Below are 20,137 nucleotides of genomic sequence, written 5' to 3' on the forward strand. Positions count from 1 at the left end.
CACCCGCCACGCCCGCCCGCCCGCCACGCCCGCCCGCCACCACGCCCCCGCGAGAGAGCACCCATGCGCCGCCCCCGTCTGCCCGCCCGGTTCCCCCTGGACCCCTACGTCCTGGCCCTGCTGGTCACCGTCGCCCTCGCCGCGCTGTTCCCCGCCCGGGGCCCGGCCGCGAGCGCCGCCGAGGGGGCCCAGTCCGCAGCCGTCGCCCTGCTCTTCTTCCTCTACGGAGCCCGGCTCTCCACCCGCGAGACCCTGGACGGCCTGCGCCACTGGCGGCTGCACCTCACCGTGCTCGCCGCCACCTTCACCGTGTTCCCGCTGCTGGGCCTGGCCGCCCGCGGGCTCGTCCCGGGGGTCCTGACGCCACCGATCTACCAGGGCCTGCTCTTCCTCTGCCTGGTCCCCTCGACCGTCCAGTCCTCCATCGCCTTCACCTCGATCGCCCGGGGCAACGTACCCGCCGCCATCTGCGCCGGCTCGTTCTCCAGCCTCGCGGGCATCTTCCTCACGCCGCTGCTCGCCGCCGGGCTGCTGGGCGGCGCGACCGGCGGCTTCTCCGCCCGCTCCCTGCTGGGGATCGTGCTCCAGCTGCTGCTGCCGTTCCTCCTGGGCCAGGCCCTGCGCCGCTGGGTCGCCACCTTCCTGGTCCGCCACAAGAAGGCGCTCGGCTACGTGGACCGGGGCTCGATCCTGCTCGTCGTCTACGCCGCGTTCAGCGCGGGCGTGGCCGCCGGGATCTGGCACCAGGTCAGCCTCCCGCGCCTCGGTGCGCTGCTGGGGGTGGAGGCCGTACTCCTCGCCGTGATGCTTGCGGTCACCTGGTACGGCTCCGGGCGCCTGGGCTTCGTACGCGCCGACCGCATCGCCATCCAGTTCGCCGGGTCGAAGAAGAGCCTCGCCGCCGGACTGCCCATGGCCGGCGTGCTGTTCGGCCCGCAGACCGCACTGGCGGTGCTGCCGTTGATGCTGTTCCACCAGATGCAGCTGATGGTCTGTGCGGTGCTGGCCCGCCGCCGCGCCCAGGACCCGGTTCCGGCCGACGGCTCCGAACTGCCCGCCCACCGTGTGGCGGAGGTCTCCCGCACCGTCCAACACCCCACCGCCCGGGCCCGGTAACGTGCCTCGGTGACCTGGATACGCCCGCTCTCCGCCCACGCCGAACGCCCGTGCACCCTGGTGGTCTGCCGGGGCTGCTGTTGTGGAGACCCCCGCAAGAACCCCGGCACCGACCACGCCGGCCAGCTGGCCCGGCTGCGCGAGGCCGCCGCCGCGTCCGGCGGGCGCCTGGCCGTCCGTACCAGCGACTGCCTCGGCCCCTGCGCTCAGGCCAACGTGATCGTCGTCCAGCCCACCAGCGAGGCCCGCCGCCGGGGCGCCAGGGCCACCTGGTTCGGCTGGGCCCTCGACGACACCGCGACCGACGAGATCATCGCCTGGGCCGAGTCCGGCGGCCCGGGCACGAGCCCCCTGCCCGCGACCCTGGACCTGCACCGCATCGACCCGCCGGCCCCCGACCCGAAGCCGGCGGCCCGCGGGAACCGCCGGGGTCGCGCCAAGGGGTGAGGGCCGCCGGGCTCAGAGCGTCACGCGCTCCTCGCCCGCGTAGATGTTCATGTCCTGCCCGCGCAGGAAGCCCACCAGCGTCAGTCCCGACTCCAGCGCCAGGTCCACGGCGAGGGAGGACGGGGCCGACACCGCGGCCAGTACGGGTATCCCGGCCATCACCGCCTTCTGCGCCAGCTCGAAGGACGCCCGGCCCGACACCAGCAGCACCGCGCCGCCCAGCGGGAGCCGCCCGGCCTGGAGCGCCCGGCCGATGATCTTGTCCACGGCGTTGTGCCGGCCCACGTCCTCCCGTACGTCCAGCAGCTCGCCCTCAGCCGAGAACAGCGCCGCCGCGTGCAGGCCGCCGGTACGGTCGAAGACCTTCTGCGCCGCACGCAGCCGGTCCGGCAGCTCCCCGAGGACCTTGGCGCTCACCCGCACCGGATCGGCCGCGAGACCGGGGAAGCGGGTCGCGGTGCGGACCGCGTCCAGACTGGCCTTGCCGCACAGGCCGCAGGAAGAGGTGGTGTAGACGTTCCGCTCCAGCGAGATGTCGGGCAGCGGCACCCCGGGCGCGAGCCGCACGTTCACCACGTTGTAGGTGTTCGTCCCCTCGTCCGTGGCCCCCTCGCAGTAGGTGACGGCCTGGACGTCCGAGGCGTGCGCGAGGACGCCCTCGCTCACCAGGAAGCCCGCCGCGAGCGCGAAGTCGTCGCCCGGCGTGCGCATGGTGATGGCCAGCGGCTTGCCGTTCAGCCGGATCTCCAGCGGCTCCTCGGCCACCAGCGTGTCCGGCCGGACCCCGGCCACCCCGCCGCGGATCCGGACGACGCGACGGCGTTCGGTGACCCGTCCCATGTGATCACTCCACGTTCTGTCGCTCTGACGTGCGTTACGGTCCGTCGCGCACCTGCCGGGCACATTCTCGCGGATGTGCGGTTCCGGGTGCCCCCGGCAGGAAGATCCTCTGAATTCTCCAAATTACGAGCCCTCAATCCTGTCGGGTCACACGCACCCGTACCCGCCGGTAGCAGGCAAAGCTGGGTGAACCTGACAGTCGTACGAGAGGGATCCCGCCCATGACCGGTTCACGCGTGGTGGCGCTAGGGCACTACCAGCCCGCGAAAGTGCTCACCAACGAGGACCTCGAGGCGATGGTCGACACCAACGACGCGTGGATCCGCTCGCGGGTCGGCATCAGGACCCGGCACGTAGCGGGCCCCGAGGAGCCGGTCGACGAGCTGGCCTACCAGGCCGCCGGCAAGGCCCTCGCGCACGCCGGCCTGCACCCCGGCGACATCGACCTCGTGCTGGTGGCCACCTCCACCGCGATCGACCGCTCGCCCAACATGGCCGCCCGCGTCGCCGCCAAGCTGGGCATGACCGGCGGGCCCGCCGTCATGGACCTCAACGTCGTCTGCTCGGGCTTCACGCACGCGCTGGCCACCGCCGACCACGCCATCCGGGCGGGCTCCGCCACCCGCGCCCTGGTCATCGGCGCCGACAAGATGACCGAGATCACCGACTGGACGGACCGCACCACCTGCGTGCTGACCGGCGACGGCGCGGGCGCCGCCGTCGTCGAGGCCTGCGCGGAGCCCGGGATCGGCCCCGTCCTGTGGGGCTCGGTACCGGAGATGGGCCACGCGGTCCGGATCGAGGGCACGCCCCCGGTCTTCGCCCAGGAGGGCCAGGCCGTCTACCGCTGGACCACCAGCCAGCTCCCGCCGCTGGCCCGCAAGGTCTGCGAGAAGGCCGGGATCACCCCGGAGGAACTGGCGGGCGTCGTCCTGCACCAGGCCAACCTGCGCATCATCGAGCCGCTCGCCGCGAAGATCGGCGCCGTCAACGCGGTCGTCGCCCGGGACGTGGTGGACTCCGGCAACACCTCCGCCGCGAGCATCCCGATGGCCCTGTCGAAACTGGTCGAGCGCGGCGAGATCCCCTCCGGCGCCCCGGTCCTGCTGTTCGGCTTCGGCGGCAACCTCTCGTACGCGGGCCAGGTCATCCGCTGCCCCTGACGCACCCCACCGCGCATGCCCGCAGGTCAGCGCCGTGCGCCAGCGGCCCCCGGGTCCGAATACCTGGTCGGAACCACCTCGATCCCCTGCTATTGTTGTCCATGTCGCCGCGGGAAACCGGGGCCGACCACCTGGTCCGGGTGGCGGAATGGCAGACGCGCTAGCTTGAGGTGCTAGTGCCCTTTATCGGGCGTGGGGGTTCAAGTCCCCCCTCGGACACCAGCAGGAACCCCACTCCGGTGGGGTTCTTTTGCGTTTGCGCCCCCCGCGTCCGCTCCCCCCGGGCGACGCCTCGTGCGGCATCATGGCCGGAACGGGTCTAGGGGGAGAACGTGTCGCAGGGCGAGCCGCGCAACAGTGCTGTGATCGGCGGTCGTTACCGACTGGAGAAGCGGCTGGGCCGGGGTGGCATGGGCACCGTGTGGCGGGCCGAGGACGAGCTGCTCGGGCGGCCCGTCGCCGTCAAGGAGCTCCACCTCGACGGCGGCCGGGAGAGCGGCGGCGCGCTGCGCGAGGCCCGTACCGTCGCACAGGTCAGGCATCCGCACGTCGTCGTGGTCCACGACGTCGTGGACCACGAGGGCCGCCCGCACATCGTGATGGAACTCGTCGACGGCGGCTCGCTCGCCGACCGGCTCGCCGCCGGGGGACCGCTGAGCGTCGAGGAGACGGCGCGGACCGGGCTCGCGCTGCTCGGCGCGCTGAGCGCGGCGCACGCGCGCGGGGTGCTCCACCGGGACGTCAAACCCGCGAACGTGCTGATGGAGGCCGCAACGGGCCGGGTGGTGCTCACCGACTTCGGCATCGCCCACCTCGCCGGGGCCACCACGATCAGCGAGACCGGCGCGTTCGTCGGCTCGCCCGAGTACACCTCGCCCGAGCGGATGCAGGGCGCGGCGGCCGGTCCGGCCTCCGATCTGTGGTCGCTCGGCGTGCTGTTGTGCACCGCGCTGACCGGGGAGTCGCCCTTCCACCGCGACTCGCTCGGCGGGGTCCTGCACGCCGTCGTGCACGCCGAGATCCGGCCGCCGGCGCAGGCGGGCCCGCTGCTGCCGGTCGTCCGGGGACTGCTGGAGCGCGATCCGGAGCGCCGGCTGGGGGCGGCCGAGGCGCAGCGCCTGCTGTCGGCGTACGTGGCCACGGGACGGGTCCCGCTGGTGGGCGCGCTTGTGCCGGTCCCCGTGCCGGCTGCGCCCGGCGCCGAGCCCGTCGACGCGGTTCCGCCCGCCCCGTCCCCGGAGCCGGCCCCCGCCACCGCGCCCACACCTGCGCCCGGCGGGCCGCCGCGGCCCGCCGGGCGCGGGCTGCGGGCCGCCCTGGTGGCCGCCCTCGTCGCCCTGGCGGTGGTGGCCACCTTGGCCGTGACCTCGCTGCTCCGGGGCGGGACCGCGGAACCGGCCGGCCGGACCGCGCCGGGCCCCACCGCCAGTACGGCGCTCTCCCCGGTACCCGCGGGCGCCGCCCCCGCCTCGCCGCGGGCCCGGGCTCCGCTCCCCTCGACGCAGGCCACGCCGCCGCCCTCCGGGCCCGCCGCACCAGCCGGCTACGACCTCATGGCCGACCCGCTGGGTTTCAGCCTGGCCGTACCCGAGGGGTACCAGCGCGGCACCGACGACGAGCGGGTCTTCTACGTCTCCCCGGACGGTGCGTTCCGCATCGGTATCAAGACCAAGCCGACCGCCTCCGGCGGCCCGCTCGCCGTCATGCGGGCCTTCGCCGCGGGCGGCGCCGACACCAACCCGGGCTACCGCGACGCCTCGGTCGTCCCCACCACCCACAACGGACTGCCCGCCGCGCTCTGGGAGTTCACCTGGAACGGCTTCACCACGGCGGAGGGCGCCCGGCACACCTTCGACCTCTGCTGGGACGAGAACGGCCGCATGTACGACGTCTGGGTCTCCGCGCCCGTCGGGCGGACGGCCGAGGCGCGCGGCCACTTCGACGCCGCCCTGGACTCCTTCACCCCGGGCGGCTGACGCCTCAGTCCCACGCCCGCAGCACCACCAGCCCGCCGGGCGCGGAGAGGCTGCCCGGGCTGAGCGGGCCGTAGGTGCGCGGCAGGGCCAGCCGGGGCTGCCCGCCCGCCGAAGCGGCGTCGAAGAGGTACGCGGCCGCCGACGCGGAATCGCTCACCAGGTGCGGGCCCGCGGGCGCGGCCGCGGTCGCCGCACCGGTCAGCGGCGTACGGAACATGTTCCGCAGCTGGCGCAGGACCTCCGGGGTGATGCCCGCAGGGCCGGCCGGCTGCGGCACCGGCGCGTCCGGCGGCTGCGCCGAGGACCCGGCGTCCGGGGCGTCCGGCGGGATCGCCCCGGTCAGCAGCAGGGCCAGGAGCACCGGCACGGCCTTGCGGCGCAGTGCCTCGGTGGCCTGCCGCAACCGGTGCGCGTGGGTGGCCGGGAGTGAGAGGGCGAGACTCCCGGCGGCGTCGCCCGCCGCGATCGGGACGGCCGCGCAGACCACCCCGGGGGAGTATTCGCGCAGGTCGAAGACGGGCGCGCCGGGGGCCACCGCGTCCAGGGCGTTGAACAGGACCCTGCTGTCGGTGATGGTCTGCCGGGTGAGCCGGGCCGGGCGGTACCGGGCCACGTGATCGGCGCGCCGGTCGTGGTCGAGCTGGGTCAGCAGGCACTTCCCGACGGCGCTGGCGTGCGCGGCCGCCCGGAAGTCCACCCACTCCCGCACCGGCGGGGTACCGGGCCCGTCCGCCATCTGCGTGATCCGGACCTCGCCGTCGGCGTACCGGCTGAGGTAGACGGCGGCGCCCGCGCTGTCCCGCGCCAGCGCCAGCGTCCGCTGCAACTGCTCCGCCAGGCCGGTCCGGCCGGGTCCGGCGAGCCGGTCCAGGGCCGGCCCGCGGCCGTAGACGCCGGCGCCCGGGCGGTACGCGTACTCCTCCTCGCACAGCATCGCCAGGAGCGGACGGAGCTCCGCCTCGGCCAGCCCCGCCTCCCGCGCGAGCCGGCCGGCCCGTACGCCCAGCGGGTGCCGTTCGAGGACCCGTACGACGTCCAGGGCGCTGCGGGCCTGCGCCAGCGCCTCCCCCGGACCGGCGGCGGAGCGGCTGACGCGGGCCGCCGCCGTCAGGGACGGATGGCGCAGCGGGCCGGCGCCCAGCCGGGTGGGTGCCGCGGGCACCGCGGGGGGACGGAACGCGGCGATCACCGATGCCAGCCCGGGCTTCGGCAGCGGCACCGGTCCCAGGTCGGGGTCGTCGAGCTGGCGCACGTAGCGCAGGACGGCCGCCTGCGCGCACAGCCGCACCTCGCGCAGGTCGCGGCGGCCGCCCGGCCGGAACCCGCGGCGGCCGAGTTCGACCGCCCAGACCCGGGCGTCGTGGTGCTCGCCGCGCCGCGAGTGGTCGAGGAAGAGGCAGTACGCGGCCGGCGCGGTCCGCGGCCGGCCCGAACCGGCGGCGAACTGCCACCAGAAGCGGGCGCCTTCGCGCATGCCGGCCAGGTGCAGCAGACAGCCGAAGACCACGGCTCCGACCAGGTCGGTGTGGCAGCGGTCGGTGAAGGAGCGGAGCCGGGCCTCGGCCTTCGGCTCGCACACGACGGCCAGGCAGACGGCCTTGAGGTCGCGCCGGGCCCGCTCGGCGTCGAGCGGCACGTCCCGCGCCGGATCGCTCCAGCCGTAGCCGTAGCCGGAGCGGCGCCGGGTGCGGCCGTGGGCGTGGCCCAGGCCGGTGCGCGGGGTGCGCAGCAGCCGGGCCTCCGCCGCGCCGAGGTCGTAGTGCGGGTAGCGGTCGCGCACGCTCGCCCGGTCCAGGAACTCGGCCAGGGAGCGGGGGATGCCGTCGCAGTCCCGGCCCTCTCGCGGCCTCATGATTCGGCGGACGCGTCGAGCAGGCGGGCGAGCCGACGGTGGGCCTGCCCGAGCTGCGAACGGACCGTGGCCTCGTCGACGCCCATCACGGCGGCCGCCTCGCCGGGGCTGCACTGGAGCCCGTAGCGCAGCAGCACCGCGTCCCGCTGGCGCTCGGCGAGTCTGGAGACGGCCGAGTAGAAGCGGATGGTGTCGGTGAGCACCTCGTACTGGTCGGTGTGGACCTCCTTGAGCGCTGCCTCGAAGGCGCTGATGTCCATCGGTTCGGGGCTGGGCGTACGGCGGTGCTGGCGGTCGACGATCCGTTGCTTGAGGACGGTCCAGGCGTAGGCGTCGAGGCGGTCCATGTGAAGCATCCGGAGCCACTCGTTCATGATCGCGTCGAAGGTGGCGTCCACCGCGTCCTCGGCGGCCGCGTCGGAGCCGAGCTGAAGATACGCGAAACGCATGTACGCCGGCCGTCGATTGGTGTGGAAGGCCCAATAGGACAGGCGTGCGGGCGGATCCCACTGGGTCATGGGAGTCGGCTGCCGTCGCCGGCTCGGCAGTCCCACGGCACCGCCGGACTCCTCCGGTCCGCCATCGCTCACCGCTCCACCTCGTCCCCTGAATCGGCCGGATGCCGAACCCTCGTCGCCGAGCCGTGCCCTGTGCCGTACGCCCTGTGCCCTGTGCCCTGTGCCCGGTGCCCTGCGGTGCCGTGTGCTCTGGGCCCGGTGCCGTGCCGGGTCCTCGCGCGCCGGGCACCCGTCGTGGTTGCCGGCTGCCCGCGTTCGAGCCGTCAGCCTGTCAGCGCGGGCGCATTCGAAGGGCGCAGAGAGGAAACCTGGAAGCAAAGCGTTCGGTGACGATCGACTCGTGATCTCCTTCGATCGGGTGACGGCCCAACCAGTGCGTACGCATATGCCTACCGGCAGTAGCTCCCACCCGGCAATAGGGCGGCGACGGCACGGGACGGAACCCGTGGTCCCGTCCCCGTCCGCGCTCCGGTCACGGGTCGGGGACCCCGGCCCCGCGCCTGTAACATGACCCCAGCGCGAGGGCCGTGACGGAGAGGTCACTGCCCTCGCTTTTGCGTTATGTCCACCCGCAGAAATGCGGCGCCGGGCCTTTCGGCGGTTCGATACGATGAACAGCATCACAATCCGTCACGGCCCGTTGTCGCCGCATGTACCGCACAAATGAAATGGAGCATCCGAGGATGGCTCGACACCTGATCACCAGCGCGCTTCCCTACATCAACGGGATCAAGCACCTGGGCAACATGGTCGGGTCGATGCTTCCGGCGGATGTGTACTCCCGGTACCTCCGCCAGCGCGGCCACGACGTCCTCTACATCTGTGCCACCGACGAGCACGGCACCCCGGCCGAACTCGCCGCCAAGGCGGCGGGCCTTTCGGTCGCCGAATTCTGTGCGCAGGCGCACGACGCCCAGAAGGCGGTCTACGACGGCTTCGAGCTGTCCTTCGACTACTTCGGCCGCAGCTCCTCCCGGCAGAACGCCGAGATCACCCAGCACTTCGCGCGCCGCCTCCAGGAGAACGGCTTCATCGAGGAGCGGGCGATCCGCCAGGTGTACTCGCCGGTGGACGGGCGCTTCCTGCCGGACCGCTACGTCGAGGGCACCTGCCCGCACTGCGGCTACGACAAGGCCCGCGGCGACCAGTGCGAGAACTGCACCCGCGTCCTGGACCCCACCGACCTGATCGAGCCCCGCTCGGCCATCTCCGGCTCCACGGACCTGGAGGTCCGCGAGACCAAGCACCTCTTCCTCCTCCAGTCCAAGCTCCAGCACGAGGTCGAGGCCTGGGTCGCGGAGCACGAGGAGGAGTGGCCGCAGCTGGCGTCCTCCATCGCCCGCAAGTGGCTGACCGAGGGCCTGCACGACCGCGCGATCACCCGTGACCTCGACTGGGGCGTCCCCGTCCCGGCGGACACCTGGCCCGAGCTGGCCGCCGAGGGCAAGGTCTTCTACGTCTGGTTCGACGCCCCGATCGAGTACATCGCCTCCACCAAGGAGTGGGCGGACGCCGATCCCGCGAACCGCGACTACAAGTCCTGGTGGTACGAGGCCGAGGACGTGCGCTACACCCAGTTCATGGCCAAGGACAACGTCCCGTTCCACACGGTGATGTTCCCCGCCACCGAACTCGGCACCCGCGAGCCGTGGAAGAAGGTCGACTACGTCAAGGCCTTCAACTGGCTGACGTACTACGGCGGCAAGTTCTCCACCTCGCAGAAGCGCGGCGTGTTCACCGACCAGGCGCTGGAGATCCTCCCGGCCGACTACTGGCGCTACTTCCTCATCGCCAACGCTCCCGAGTCCGACGACTCCTCCTTCACGTGGGAGCACTTCACCGCCACGGTCAACAAGGACCTCGCCGACACCCTCGGCAACTTCGTCAACCGGGTGCTGTCCTTCTCCCGCAAGCGCTTCGGCGACGACGTCCCGGCGGGCAACGCGGCCGGCGAGGCCGAGGCCAGGCTGGGCGCCCAGATCGCCGAGCTGCTGGCCGAGTACGAGGGCCACATGGAGGCGCTCCAGTACCGCAAGGCCGCCGCCGCGCTGCGCGCCCTGTGGTCGGCGGGCAACTCCTACCTGGAGGAGAAGGCCCCCTGGCTGGAGATCAAGACCGACCCCGAGGGCGCGGCCCTCACCCTGCGCACGGCGATGAACCTCATCCACCTCTACTCGGTGGTCTCCGAGCCCTTCATCCCCGCCTCGGCGCGCGCCATGCGCTCCGCGTTCGCGCTCGCCGACGACACGGCGGCCTGGGTGACCCCGGAGCAGGCCGCGTCCCTGGACGCGATTCCGGCGGGCACGCCGTTCACGGTGCCGCCGGTGCTCTTCGCGAAGATCACCGAGGAGGACCTGGAGTCCTACCGCGAGCGCTTCGGCGGCTCCCCGGAGGCCTGAGGCCGGCACCAGTAGGCAGCTGAGGGGCGCGACCCGCCGGGTCGCGCCCCTTCGCGCGCTCCGGCCCCGGGCCGTGCGGTCACCGGGTCGGCGGCCCCGCTCGTATGGTCACCGCTCCGGCGGCCCCGGCGCTCGGCCGGGCGCCGGGGCCGCCCGCAGCGCCGGCCGCGCGTAGGCCGGGACCAGCACTCCCGGGCCGGCCTGCGGCCGGTCGCCAGGTCGGGCAGCGCCCGCAGCGCCGCCGCCACCGCCCGTACCCCGGCCATCGCGAGCGGCATCCCGCGGGCGGCATCCCCGGAACAGAAGTGCGGGCCCGCGCCGAACCACAGCCGCCGCAGCTCCCGGATCCCGGCGGCGTCGCGGTCCGGCCGGAACGGCCCGTACGACCGGCTGCCCAGCAGCGTGGAGATCACTACCCGCTCCCCGGCCCGGACCCGGGCGCCCCGCTCCGCCCCGCCTGGGCGGGGCTGCACAGCATCACCGGGGTCGGCGCGGTCACCCGCAACGCCGCCGCCACCAGCGTCTCGGTGCCGGTCAGCAGCAGGCCGGTGGCGCCCCGGGCCTCGGTCTCGTCCAGACCCGGGGCGCGCACCCGGCCCGGGACGGTCGCCTCATCACCGGCCCGGTACGCCGCCACCGCCGCCCCGTTCGGGCGGGCGGGCGCAGCCCGGGCGCGCTCCGTCCGGCGGGGGGCAGCGAAGTCCGCCACAGCCGGACCGCCGCGACCACCGCCGGGGCCTGAGCGAAGTCGGCCACCCGGCCGGTCATGTGGCCGGGAAGTCCCACCAGTTCGCGGATCACCCCGGTCGCCGTGTCCCGGACGCCACGGGACGGGCTGCCGTCCGGCCCCGCCGCTCCCAGCGCTCCCACTCCTGCACCCGGGCAGCGTACGGCCGTGCCCGGGCCGGAAGCAGCCCCCGCGGGCGGGGCCATCGCCCGGCCGTGCGTGTCGAAGCCGGGTCGTGATCGTTTCTTCTGCAGGAACCCTCATATCTGCCGCCGAATCGGATCGGGAGGACCAGTCGCGTGGTGACCGCTTGGCAGTACCTCGCCGGGGCCGGCCTGGTGGGCGCGCTGTACCCGCTGCACGGTCATGTGGCGGTCGCCGAGGACGGCGCGGGCCACGGCGCCCGGATCGACGTCTGCGTACCCGCCGGGCAGCCGCGGCCGCCCGCCGTGCGGCTCCCGGGGGTCACCCCGCCCGGGGCCGTGCCCCCGGCGGAGCTCCCCGTCCGGGTGACCGCGCCCGGCGACCGGCGGCCGACCGCGCAGCACCCCGGGCGGGCCCCCGGCCTGTCGGTCCGGCCGGAGCCCCCGGGGGGCGGGGCGCAGCCACCGGCGGCCGGGGCGGCTGCCGGGCCGCCGGCGGAGGCGGCGCCGGCCAAGGCTTCCGCTCCGCCCCCGCGCAGGGCCGCCGCCGCGCCCGTGACCGCCTTCCACGTGCCGACGTACCACTCATCGGCGCTGGAGCGCAGGGGCCCGAACGGCATGTCCACCATGATGCTCATGGTCGTCGTCACGACCCCGGCCGTGCTCGCCGCCGCCGCGCTGCGCCCCCGCTCCAAGAGCGCCCGGTAGCCCTTCCACTCTTCGACCCCCGAACGGGAGAACCCTCGTGTCCGAATGGCTGGTCCTGGCCATCGCCATGGCGCTCGTCTGCGCCCTCGTCCTCGCCTGCACCATGCTCCGGCACCGCCGGGTCGCGGAGGACGAGGACACCAGCGAAACCCCCGACGTCATCGAGTACATGACGATGATGGTCGGCGTGGTCTACGCGATCGTGCTCGGCCTGGCCATCGCCGGCGTCTGGGAGGCGCGCGGCTCGGCCGAGGACAGCGTGCGGCGCGAGGCACAGTCGCTGTACGAGGTCACCCAGCGGGCCGACGTCTACCCGGCGCCCGTGCGCGACCGGATCCGCGGTGAGGTGGACGCCTACGTGTCCCACACCGTCAACGTGGACTGGCCCAGGCTGACCTCCGGCGAGGCGGCCTCCACGGAGGGCGCGAACCTGCTCGGCAAGCTGCGCACCGACGTCACCCACCAGAGCCCGGCCACCGAACTCCAGGCGCAGGCCTACCAGCCGCTGCTCGACCACATCGCGGCGGCCGACGACGCCCGCCACTCGCGCGTGCAGAGCGACGAGTCGACGCTGCCGGGGGTGGTGTGGTTCGGGCTGCTGGTGGGCGGGGTGGTCACGGTCGGGCTGATCTTCACGCTGCAGATCCGGCGCTCGGGCCGGGAGCTGCTGCTGGCGGGGCTGTTCAGCGCGCTGATCGTGTTCCTGCTGTTCATGGTGTGGAGTTTCGACGCGCCGTACGGCCGGGACGGGACCGATTCGGCGGGGCCGTTCGAGGACCTCTTCCCGACGGTCTCGATCGCCGCGGCGCGCTGACCCGCCGCGCTCGGGCTCACAGGCCGCTGCCCGCCAGGGCCGCGGCCTGTCGCCGGGCCGCCGCCACCAGGGGCGAGTGCCGCAGGGCGTGGGAGATCCGTACGAGGTCGCGCGGCGAGTCCGCGGTGACGTGCACCCGCTCCGCCTCATCGGCGCCGCCGGTCCCCTCCGGGTCGGTGACGCTCGTGCGCACGGCCGCCGCGACCATCGCCGCGTCGGCCACGGCGCGGGCCGTGGCCTCGTCGGCGCCGTCCGCGCGGGCCTGGGCGTAGGCGAGGTCCCGGCGGCGGCGGTCGAAGCAGGGGCCCAGGCGCAGGAAGCCGTCGTGGATGTCCGACTCCCGCTGGATCACCCTGATCTCGGCCGGTGACCACCAGGACATCCGGACCGAGGGGGTGCCGGTGGGCGCGGTGCTCTGCATCTCGTGCCAGAGGGTGCCCAGGCGCCGGTACGTCGACCAGGTGCGCCAGCTGTCGGAGAGGCGCTGGCACAGCAGCGGCAGTACGAAGCCGACGGCGCTGACGAGCGCGCCCATGGAGGCGAGCGGCGGGGCGACGAGGGTGCTCAGGTCGTCCAGGTCGTGGCCGGTCCAGCGGGCGACGACGGCCGACATCTTGGCGGCGTCGTAGGCGAGGCTGAAGACGTAGCCGCCGACGATGATGAACAGGCCGGTGCGCAGCCAGCCGCGGACCTGGAGGGCCCAGCGCCAGCACATGGCCGTCATGGTGATGGCGGCGACGTTGTGGGCCAGCAGGTAGGCGGCGATCATCAGCCGGATGTACGGCGTGTTGGCGTAGTACGTGTCGAAGTCGCGCAGCCGCTCCACCGGGGCGGAGCCGAGCGCGTACACGACGATGATCGTGCCGATCACGACGGAGTAGCCGGAGATCCAGCGTCGGGAGGTGCGCCGGATCTCCTCGGGTTCGCCGCCGCGCCAGTTGAAGACCAGTACCAGGCAGGAGGCGCTGAACGCGGTCATCAGGCAGTACACCAGCGGGGCCGAGACGTTGGAGATGCCGGTCCAGCGGTTGACGGCCGCGATGGTCGGCGGGGCGGCGAAGGTGAACACCGCTCCGGCCAGGATGAGCAGGACGCAGACGGAGCGGTGCAGCGGGTCGCGCCGGTCGGCCCGCAGGGCCGGGACCTTCAGGGCGAGCGAGACCGCCATCGCGACTGCCGGGATGTAGTAGTCCGGTCCGTTCAAAGCTCGTTCCTGTGCCCCCGGTATCCGAGGGACGTTTCGATCCTGCCCGCGAGCTGGTCGCGCTGCGCGGGGGCCCGGTGGCCGCCGGAGCCGGCCAGCCAGTTCCGGCAGCGGCTGCCCAGCAGCAGCCCGAAGGTCTCCGCCTCCGTCTCCTCCCGGACGTCGGTGCGGGTGCGCGCGGCGACGCGGCGGACCGTCTCGCCGATGTCGGCCTCCTCGGCCAGCAGCCGCGCGGCGACGGCGGCGCCGTCGACGTGGTGGCTGCAGTGGCCGGCCTTCATGTGCCACAGTTCGTGCCCCAGGATGACCAGTTGGTGGTCGGGGGCCGTGCGCTCCTCGATGACGATCAGATCGCGGTTCGCCATGTCGAGCCACAGCCCGCTGGCCGTCCCCTGGGGGAACGCGGCCATCCGGAATTCCACCGGCCGGCCCCGTTGTCTGCTCATGCCCTCGCAGAGGGCGGCGTAGAGATCCACAGGTTCCACGGGGGCGGTCAGCTTGATGCCGGCCACCAGCTCCCCGCACAACCGCCGCTGCTCTCTGCCTATGCTCACCGTTCTCCCCGTCGGCGCGGATCCGGATCAGGACTCAAGGATCAGATCCAGACTTTCGACTGGGTCATGATTCGTTCGGTTTGACGCTTTCGAGGAGCATGTCCAGCCATTCGGTCACCTTGTCCCGGTGCTTGTCGCTGGGCAGTTGGGCGGCGCGCCAGGCGATGCCCCGTACGCCGTGGTTCTGGAGGAGTCTTGCCAGCGGATCGCCGGCTGATGCGGCCTCGGCGGGTACGGTTTCGCGCTCGCGTCCGGCGAAGTCCTGGAGCAGCTGCTGCTCGGTGCGCTGGAGGGCGTCGGTGAGGGCGTCGGCGTCGTGGGCGGTGAGGAAGCCCGCGTGTACGCCGAAGAAGCGCTGGATGGCGTCGCAGTGCTCCATCGTGGGCCGCCGGTCGCCGTTGATCAGGGCGCCCGCCTGCTGCCGGGACATGCCGGCGCCGTCCGCGATCTCCTGCTGGGTGTAGCGGCGGCCGTTGGGTTTGACCCGGGTCCGGCGGAGCAGGTCCAGCCGCTGGAGGAAGCGGGTCTGCAGGTCGGGTTCGCCGGCCCGGCGGCCGTCGAGGAGGGTTTTGATCACGTCCGTCGGGACACCAGAGGCCTCGGAGAGCCGGCGGAGGTCGAATACCTGGTTCAGGTCGCGGCCCATCTTGCCCGCGAGTTCGGCGACCCGCGTGACGGTGGCTGCCAGAGACGCGTTGGCCACCGCGACGGGAGCCGGGAAGCCGTCTGTCACCAGTGGTTCTCCTAGATCGCGCGGGGTCAATGCGGGCACGGGGTCGGCCCCAGGGAATCTATCCGGTCTCCCCCCGGAGGGCCAGAACTTGCCACAGCTGTGGCGGGAATGAGCTGTCGCAAGGCTGGAATTGCCACAATAGTTGACACTCGAATGAAGTCGGTAGCAGGATCGCCACACGGAAATGAAGATCCAGACCGTGAGGAGGGGGAGCTCTCGGTGCCACATCTCGCAGCGGTGGGCCCGTCCGATGGCCTCGCCCGAGCCGGCGAGGAACGCCTGACGGGCGACGAGTCGGCCCGTGGCGCAGTGCGGTCGGAGCGACGCAAGGAGCTTTTGCGCCAGCGCCGCGAGGAACTGGGCCTGAGCCAGGAGGACCTCGCCGCACGGCTGCGCATCAGTGTGCGCGCGTACGGGAATTGGGAACGCGGCCTGGTCAAGGAGTGGACGGACCGCAAACTGCTCGCCCTGGCCGAGGCCTTGGAGATGAGCGAGCGGCAGTGCTTCTGGCTGTTCCGGGTCATGGTCGACCGGGACCCGCCGCCCACCTGGCGGGCCGCCGAGGAGAACCGGCTGCCCGAGGACCCCGCCCAGCGCGACTACCTGTGCGACTACGCGGCCCTCATGGAGGCCGTGCCCTACCCGAGCTTCCTGGTGGACCACCGCTGGGACGTGGCCCTGACCAACTCGGCCTTCGACAAGCTGTTCCAGACGGTGCGCCCGCACCCCACCGCCCTGCCGGACGACAACTTCCTGCGCTTCGTGCTGTTCCACCCGGACGCCGCCGCCGTGCTGGAGGACCACGAACCGGCCTGGTGCGTCCCGCTGCTGGCCCGTTTCGCCACCGCGCTGGCCGCTTCCCCGGACGACGAGGGACTGCGGAGCATCCGTCAGGAAGTGGCCCGCGACCCGTTCATGGAGGCCGCCTACCGCTACGGCGTCCCGCACTGGCTCAGCACCCACGGCGAGGACGCCGCCGAACAGGACGGGGCGGTACGGACGGTGCGCCACCCGGACCCGGGCTGGGGTCTGGTGCGGTGCCGGATGGTGGCGGAATCCAGCCGGATGCTGGACGCCATGGGGCTCACCAGGATCACCATGATCCTCTCGGCGCCGCAGGGCCTGCCGGCCGGTCCGGTCCGGCCGGGCCAGGGGTTCCCGCACCCGCAGGGCGCGCGACTGCGCGCGGTGCCGTCGCTCGGGGACTGAACCCCGCGCGGCGGGCCGGCGGTATGGCCCCGTGTGCCGACCGGCGGCAACCGGCCGGGGCGAGCGGGCCGGCCTCCGGCCCGCCTCCAGGGCCGGCTGAGGCCGGGCTGACTCCCGGCCGGGGCTGCCCCCGCGGGCACCGGCGGCGGGGGACACTGGAGTCCTTGATCGGTGCCGAACCGGGCCGGCCCAGCCGGGCCCGTCCGCCGTGTCACCGATCGTGGCACTGGCGAAGGGGCGGTAGGGACGTGCGGCTCACCATTCTCGGCGGGGGCGGCTTTCGCGTACCGCTCGTCTACGGGGCACTCCTCGGCGACCGCGCCGAGGGCCGGGTGACCCACGTGACCCTCTACGACGAGGACCCGGCCCGGCTCACCGCCATGGCCCGGGTCCTGGCCGACCAGGCCGCCGGGGTACCGGACGCCCCCGCGGTCGCCGCCACCGGCGATCTCGACGAGGCCCTGCGCCAGGCCGACTTCGTCTTCTCCGCCATCCGCGTCGGCGGCCTGGAAGGACGCGCCGCCGACGAGCGGATCGCCCTCGCCGAAGGGGTCCTGGGCCAGGAGACGGTGGGCGCGGGCGGGGTGGCGTACGGCCTGCGCACGGTCCCGGTGGTCCGGGAGATCGCCCGCAGGATCGCCCTTACCGCCCCCGACGCCTGGGTCATCAACTTCACCAACCCGGCCGGTCTGGTCACCGAGGCGATGGCGGAGGTGCTCGGACAGCGGGTCATCGGCATCTGCGACTCCCCGGTGGGCCTCGGCCGGCGCATCGCGCGCCTGCTCGGGGTCCGGCCCGAGGACGCGTGGATCGACTACGTCGGCCTGAACCACCTGGGCTGGATCCGGGGGCTGCGGGTGGCCGGCCGCGACGAGCTGCCCCGGCTGCTGGCCGACACCGAGGCGCTGGAGTCCTTCGAGGAGGGCCGGCTCTTCGGGACGGAGTGGCTGCGCTCGCTCGGCGCGATCCCGAACGAGTACCTGCACTACTACTACTTCAACCGCGAGACCGTACGCGGCTATCAGCAGGCCCCGCAGACCCGCGGCGCCTTCCTGCGCGACCAGCAGCGCGAGTTCTACTCCCGGGCCGGCCAGCAGGGGCAGCCGCCCGGATCGGCGCTGGCCGCCTGGGACCGGACCCGGGCCGAGCGGGAGGCCACGTACATGGCCGAGAACCGGGAGGCGGCTGGCGCCGGTGAGCGCGAAGGGAGCGACCTGGAGTCCGGCGGCTACGAGAAGGTCGCGCTCGCGCTGATGCGGGCGATCGCCCGGGACGAGCGGGCCACCCTGATCCTGAACGTGCCCAACGGCGCCACCCTTTCGGCGCTCGACGCACGGGCCGTCATCGAGGTGCCCTGCCTGGTGGACGCCAACGGCGCGCACCCGGTGGCCGTCGACCCGCTGCCGCTGCACGCGGTGGGACTGGTCACCTCGGTCAAGGCGGTCGAGCGGGAGGTGCTGGCCGCCGCGGCGAGCGGCTCGCGCGCGGACGCGGTCAAGGCCTTCGCCCTGCACCCGCTCGTGGACTCCGTGACCGTGGCCCGGCGGCTCCTCGATCGGTACGCGGCGGACCACCCGGGTCTGGCCTACCTGCGCTGACCCGCGCTGCCCGTCACCCGTACGGTCCCCAGCCGCATGCGGCGCGGCGGGGGCGCTGTGAGAGTGCGAGATGTGACCACTGCCACCGCCACGGCCGTCCCGCCACCCGTGCTCGACCGGCGGCGGCGCAACATCGTCTTCGGCACGATCATGCTGGGCGTGCTGCTGGCGGCGCTGGACCAGACCATCGTGGGCACCGCCCTGCCGACGATCGTGGCGGACCTCGGCGGCGCCGCCCACATGTCGTGGGTGGTGACCGCCTACCTGCTGGCGGAGACCGTCGCGACCGTCCTGGTCGGCAAGTTCGGCGACCTCTTCGGGCGCAAACTCGTCTTCCAGGTCTCGGCGGTCGTCTTCATCACCGGATCGTTCCTGTGCGGGCTGTCCGGCAACATGACCATGCTGATCCTGTGGCGGGGCCTCCAGGGCATCGGCGCGGGCGGCCTGATGGTCACCTCGATGGCACTGATCGCCGACGTGGTGCCGCTGCGCGAACGCGGCAAGTACCAGGGGGCGATCGGCGCCGTCTTCGGCGTCGCCACCGTCATCGGGCCGCTGCTCGGCGGACTGTTCACCGACCACCTGAGCTGGCGCTGGGCCTTCTACGTCAACGTCCCCGTCGCGGTCCTGGTGGTGATCGCCGCCGCCCGGACGATCCCCTCGGTGCGGGCGGCGGGCAAGCCCGTCATCGACTACCTGGGCATCGCGCTGGTCGCCGTCGGCGCGAGCGCGCTGATCCTCGCCACCAGCTGGGGCGGGAACGAGTACGCCTGGGGCTCGGCGGTGATCAGCGGCCTCTTCGCGGGCGGCGCCCTCGCCCTCGCGCTGTTCTGCGTGGCCGAGACACGGGCCGCCGAACCGATGCTGCCGATGCGGCTGTTCCGCAACCCCGTCTTCACGGTGTGCTCGGTGCTCAGCTTCGTGGTGGGGTTCGCGATGCTCGGCGCGATGACGTTCCTGCCGACGTACTTGCAGTACGTGGACGGCGACTCGGCCACGGTGTCGGGCGTACGGACCCTGCCGCTGGTCATCGGGCTGCTGATCGCCTCGATCTTCAGCGGCAACGTCACCGCCAAGACCGGCCACTACCGGTTCTTCCCCCTCGTGGGCTGCGCGGTGATGGGCGCCGGGCTGTACCTGCTGTCGCTGATGGGCCCGGACACCGGCGCCTGGCTGGAATCGGTGTACATGTTCGTCCTCGGCACCGGCATCGGCCTGTGCATGCAGGTCCTGACGATCGCCGTGCAGAACACCGTGGACTACGCCGACCTCGGCACCGCCACGTCCGGCGTCACGTTCTTCCGTACGCTCGGCAGCTCGTTCGGCGCCGCGGTCTTCGGCACGATCTACGCGAACACGCTGGCGCCCCGGCTCGCGGCGGGCGTGGCCGAAGCGGCTCGGGCCACCGGCCGCGATCCGCGGCTGCTGGGCGCGGCGGCGCAGAGCCCGCAAGGGGTGCACGCCCTCGGCCCGGCCGCCGCCGGGCCGATCATCGACGCGTACGCGCGGACCCTGCAAACGGTGTTCCTGTGGACCGTGCCGGTGGCGGCGCTCGGCTTCGTCGTCGCGCTGTTCCTCAAGGAGGTCCGGCTGCGCGACAGCGCCCGGGCGTCGTCCACGGACATGGGCGAGGGCTTCGCCTCACCGGTCACCGCCTCGGGGGACTCGGCGAAACTGCTGGAGCTGGCGGTCGGCAAACTCGTCCGGGGCATGGGGCCGGACACGGCGCGGGCGATCGTGAACGGCTCCGACACCCGGCTGGACATCGCGGGGGCGTGGACGGTGATGCAGGTGGACCTGCTGACCCGGACGGTCGGGCACGCCAGCATCGGCCTGGTCGCGGCCCGCCGGTCGGTGCCGCCCGAGGTACTGCTGCCGGTCTTCGACCGGATGGGGGAAGAGGGCTACCTGAGCCGCGAGGGCGTCTACTTCTCGCTCACCGCGGCGGGGGAGCGGGAGGCCGCGGTGATCTCCCGGGCGTGGGCCGACTGGCTCGGCGACCGCCTGGAGCGGGACGGCGGCCGCCCCCGCAGTACGGCGCTGCGCGCGGCGGCGGACGCGATCGCGAAGCGGCTCCTCGCGGAGGACCTGGCGGAGGGCAACTTCGCCCCCCGCCCGGCGCCGGCCTGAGCCGCG

At 73.5% G+C, this 20,137-nt stretch carries 17 protein-coding genes, 1 tRNA gene and 1 pseudogene; 11 read left to right on the forward strand and 8 right to left on the reverse strand.

The features are described 5' to 3' along the window. The first annotated feature begins 63 nt into the window (after window positions 1-63). Complete coding sequence (locus ACZ4M3_RS00965; protein ID WP_467728947.1) at window positions 64-1,116, forward strand: bile acid:sodium symporter family protein; 1,053 nt, start codon at window positions 64-66, stop codon at window positions 1,114-1,116. 9 nt (window positions 1,117-1,125) lie between these two features. Further along, on the forward strand, window positions 1,126-1,563 hold the full coding sequence (locus ACZ4M3_RS00970) for a (2Fe-2S) ferredoxin domain-containing protein (RefSeq protein WP_467728949.1): 438 nt from the start codon (window positions 1,126-1,128) through the stop codon (window positions 1,561-1,563). A gap of 12 nt (window positions 1,564-1,575) precedes the next feature. Here ACZ4M3_RS00970 and fdhD read toward each other — a convergent pair whose 3' ends face one another. Next, entirely contained in the window at window positions 1,576-2,403 is an 828-nt protein-coding gene (fdhD, locus tag ACZ4M3_RS00975) for a formate dehydrogenase accessory sulfurtransferase FdhD (protein ID WP_467728950.1), read from the reverse strand. Window positions 2,404-2,624: 221 nt separating this feature from the next. On the opposite strand from fdhD, the gene ACZ4M3_RS00980 reads away from it, so the two are divergent. The 3 genes from ACZ4M3_RS00980 to ACZ4M3_RS00990 all read left to right on the forward strand — a co-directional run bounded on the left by ACZ4M3_RS00980 (window position 2,625) and on the right by ACZ4M3_RS00990 (window position 5,542). Then, entirely contained in the window at window positions 2,625-3,566 is a 942-nt protein-coding gene (locus ACZ4M3_RS00980) for a beta-ketoacyl-ACP synthase III (RefSeq protein WP_453352650.1), read from the forward strand. 134 nt (window positions 3,567-3,700) lie between these two features. Continuing rightward, window positions 3,701-3,788: transfer RNA gene (locus tag ACZ4M3_RS00985), tRNA-Leu, on the forward strand. A gap of 110 nt (window positions 3,789-3,898) precedes the next feature. Beyond that, on the forward strand, window positions 3,899-5,542 hold the full coding sequence (locus ACZ4M3_RS00990; RefSeq protein WP_467728952.1) for a serine/threonine-protein kinase: 1,644 nt from the start codon (window positions 3,899-3,901) through the stop codon (window positions 5,540-5,542). 340 nt (window positions 5,543-5,882) lie between these two features. On the opposite strand, the pseudogene ACZ4M3_RS00995 reads toward ACZ4M3_RS00990, so the two are convergent. Continuing rightward, window positions 5,883-6,602: pseudogene (locus ACZ4M3_RS00995) on the reverse strand (IclR family transcriptional regulator domain-containing protein); the annotation flags it as partial. A 788-nt stretch (window positions 6,603-7,390) separates the two neighbouring features. Next, window positions 7,391-7,912, reverse strand: coding sequence for an RNA polymerase sigma factor (locus ACZ4M3_RS01000; RefSeq protein WP_467728954.1), 522 nt, complete (start codon window positions 7,910-7,912; stop codon window positions 7,391-7,393). Window positions 7,913-8,562: 650 nt separating this feature from the next. On the opposite strand from ACZ4M3_RS01000, the gene metG reads away from it, so the two are divergent. Further along, entirely contained in the window at window positions 8,563-10,311 is a 1,749-nt protein-coding gene (gene metG / locus ACZ4M3_RS01005; RefSeq protein ID WP_467728955.1) for a methionine--tRNA ligase, read from the forward strand. On the opposite strand, the gene ACZ4M3_RS01010 is transcribed toward metG, so the two are convergent. Both ACZ4M3_RS01010 and ACZ4M3_RS01015 read right to left on the reverse strand, forming a co-directional pair. Beyond that, complete coding sequence (locus tag ACZ4M3_RS01010) at window positions 10,275-10,724, reverse strand: hypothetical protein (protein WP_467728957.1); 450 nt, start codon at window positions 10,722-10,724, stop codon at window positions 10,275-10,277. The genes metG and ACZ4M3_RS01010 overlap by 37 nt on opposite strands. Continuing rightward, window positions 10,724-11,020, reverse strand: a complete 297-nt coding sequence (locus ACZ4M3_RS01015) for a hypothetical protein (protein ID WP_467728959.1) — start codon at window positions 11,018-11,020, stop codon at window positions 10,724-10,726. Before ACZ4M3_RS01015 ends, ACZ4M3_RS01010 begins: the two co-directional genes overlap by 1 nt. A gap of 317 nt (window positions 11,021-11,337) precedes the next feature. Between ACZ4M3_RS01015 and ACZ4M3_RS01020 the strand changes: the two genes are divergently transcribed. Together ACZ4M3_RS01020 and ACZ4M3_RS01025 are read left to right on the forward strand one after the other, a co-directional pair. Beyond that, window positions 11,338-11,889: a hypothetical protein gene (locus ACZ4M3_RS01020; protein ID WP_467728960.1), complete on the forward strand. Its 552-nt coding sequence runs from the start codon at window positions 11,338-11,340 to the stop codon at window positions 11,887-11,889. A 37-nt stretch (window positions 11,890-11,926) separates the two neighbouring features. Beyond that, window positions 11,927-12,703, forward strand: coding sequence for a bestrophin-like domain (locus ACZ4M3_RS01025; RefSeq protein WP_467728962.1), 777 nt, complete (start codon window positions 11,927-11,929; stop codon window positions 12,701-12,703). Window positions 12,704-12,719: 16 nt separating this feature from the next. On the opposite strand, the gene ACZ4M3_RS01030 is transcribed toward ACZ4M3_RS01025, so the two are convergent. The 3 genes from ACZ4M3_RS01030 to ACZ4M3_RS01040 form a co-directional block, all read right to left on the reverse strand. Beyond that, window positions 12,720-13,907: an MAB_1171c family putative transporter gene (locus tag ACZ4M3_RS01030; RefSeq protein ID WP_467728964.1), complete on the reverse strand. Its 1,188-nt coding sequence runs from the start codon at window positions 13,905-13,907 to the stop codon at window positions 12,720-12,722. Continuing rightward, entirely contained in the window at window positions 13,904-14,461 is a 558-nt protein-coding gene (locus ACZ4M3_RS01035) for a toxin-antitoxin system, toxin component (protein WP_467728966.1), read from the reverse strand. The genes ACZ4M3_RS01030 and ACZ4M3_RS01035 overlap by 4 nt, the downstream gene beginning before the upstream one ends. 64 nt (window positions 14,462-14,525) lie before the next feature. Next, entirely contained in the window at window positions 14,526-15,194 is a 669-nt protein-coding gene (locus ACZ4M3_RS01040) for a helix-turn-helix domain-containing protein (RefSeq protein ID WP_190185069.1), read from the reverse strand. A gap of 219 nt (window positions 15,195-15,413) precedes the next feature. On the opposite strand from ACZ4M3_RS01040, the gene ACZ4M3_RS01045 reads away from it, so the two are divergent. From ACZ4M3_RS01045 to ACZ4M3_RS01055, 3 genes are all read left to right on the forward strand, one after another. Beyond that, window positions 15,414-16,403 carry a helix-turn-helix domain-containing protein gene (locus tag ACZ4M3_RS01045; RefSeq protein WP_467728968.1) on the forward strand — a complete coding sequence of 330 codons (990 nt, stop codon included), beginning with the start codon at window positions 15,414-15,416 and terminating at the stop codon, window positions 16,401-16,403. 248 nt (window positions 16,404-16,651) lie between these two features. After that, the gene (locus ACZ4M3_RS01050) at window positions 16,652-18,001 is read left to right on the forward strand and encodes a 6-phospho-beta-glucosidase (protein ID WP_467728970.1); all 1,350 of its coding nucleotides are present in this window, start codon (window positions 16,652-16,654) and stop codon (window positions 17,999-18,001) included. Between the two features lie 36 nt (window positions 18,002-18,037). Further along, window positions 18,038-20,131 carry an MDR family MFS transporter gene (locus ACZ4M3_RS01055; protein WP_467728972.1) on the forward strand — a complete coding sequence of 698 codons (2,094 nt, stop codon included), beginning with the start codon at window positions 18,038-18,040 and terminating at the stop codon, window positions 20,129-20,131. Window positions 20,132-20,137 lie beyond the last annotated feature (6 nt).

The sequence above is a fragment of the Streptomyces sp. NPDC026522 genome (assembly GCF_055567555.1).

Excerpts from the sequence above, each read along its gene's own strand:
- ACZ4M3_RS00965 (WP_467728947.1), top strand. The coding sequence starts at position 64 with ATGCGCCGCCCCCGTCTGCCCGCCCGGTTCCCCCTGGACCCCTACGTC.
- fdhD (WP_467728950.1), bottom strand. The coding sequence starts at position 2,403 with ATGGGACGGGTCACCGAACGCCGTCGCGTCGTCCGGATCCGCGGCGGG.
- ACZ4M3_RS00980 (WP_453352650.1), top strand. The coding sequence starts at position 2,625 with ATGACCGGTTCACGCGTGGTGGCGCTAGGGCACTACCAGCCCGCGAAA.
- ACZ4M3_RS01000 (WP_467728954.1), bottom strand. The coding sequence starts at position 7,912 with ATGACCCAGTGGGATCCGCCCGCACGCCTGTCCTATTGGGCCTTCCAC.
- metG (WP_467728955.1), top strand. The coding sequence starts at position 8,563 with ATGTACCGCACAAATGAAATGGAGCATCCGAGGATGGCTCGACACCTG.
- ACZ4M3_RS01055 (WP_467728972.1), top strand. The coding sequence starts at position 18,038 with ATGCGGCGCGGCGGGGGCGCTGTGAGAGTGCGAGATGTGACCACTGCC.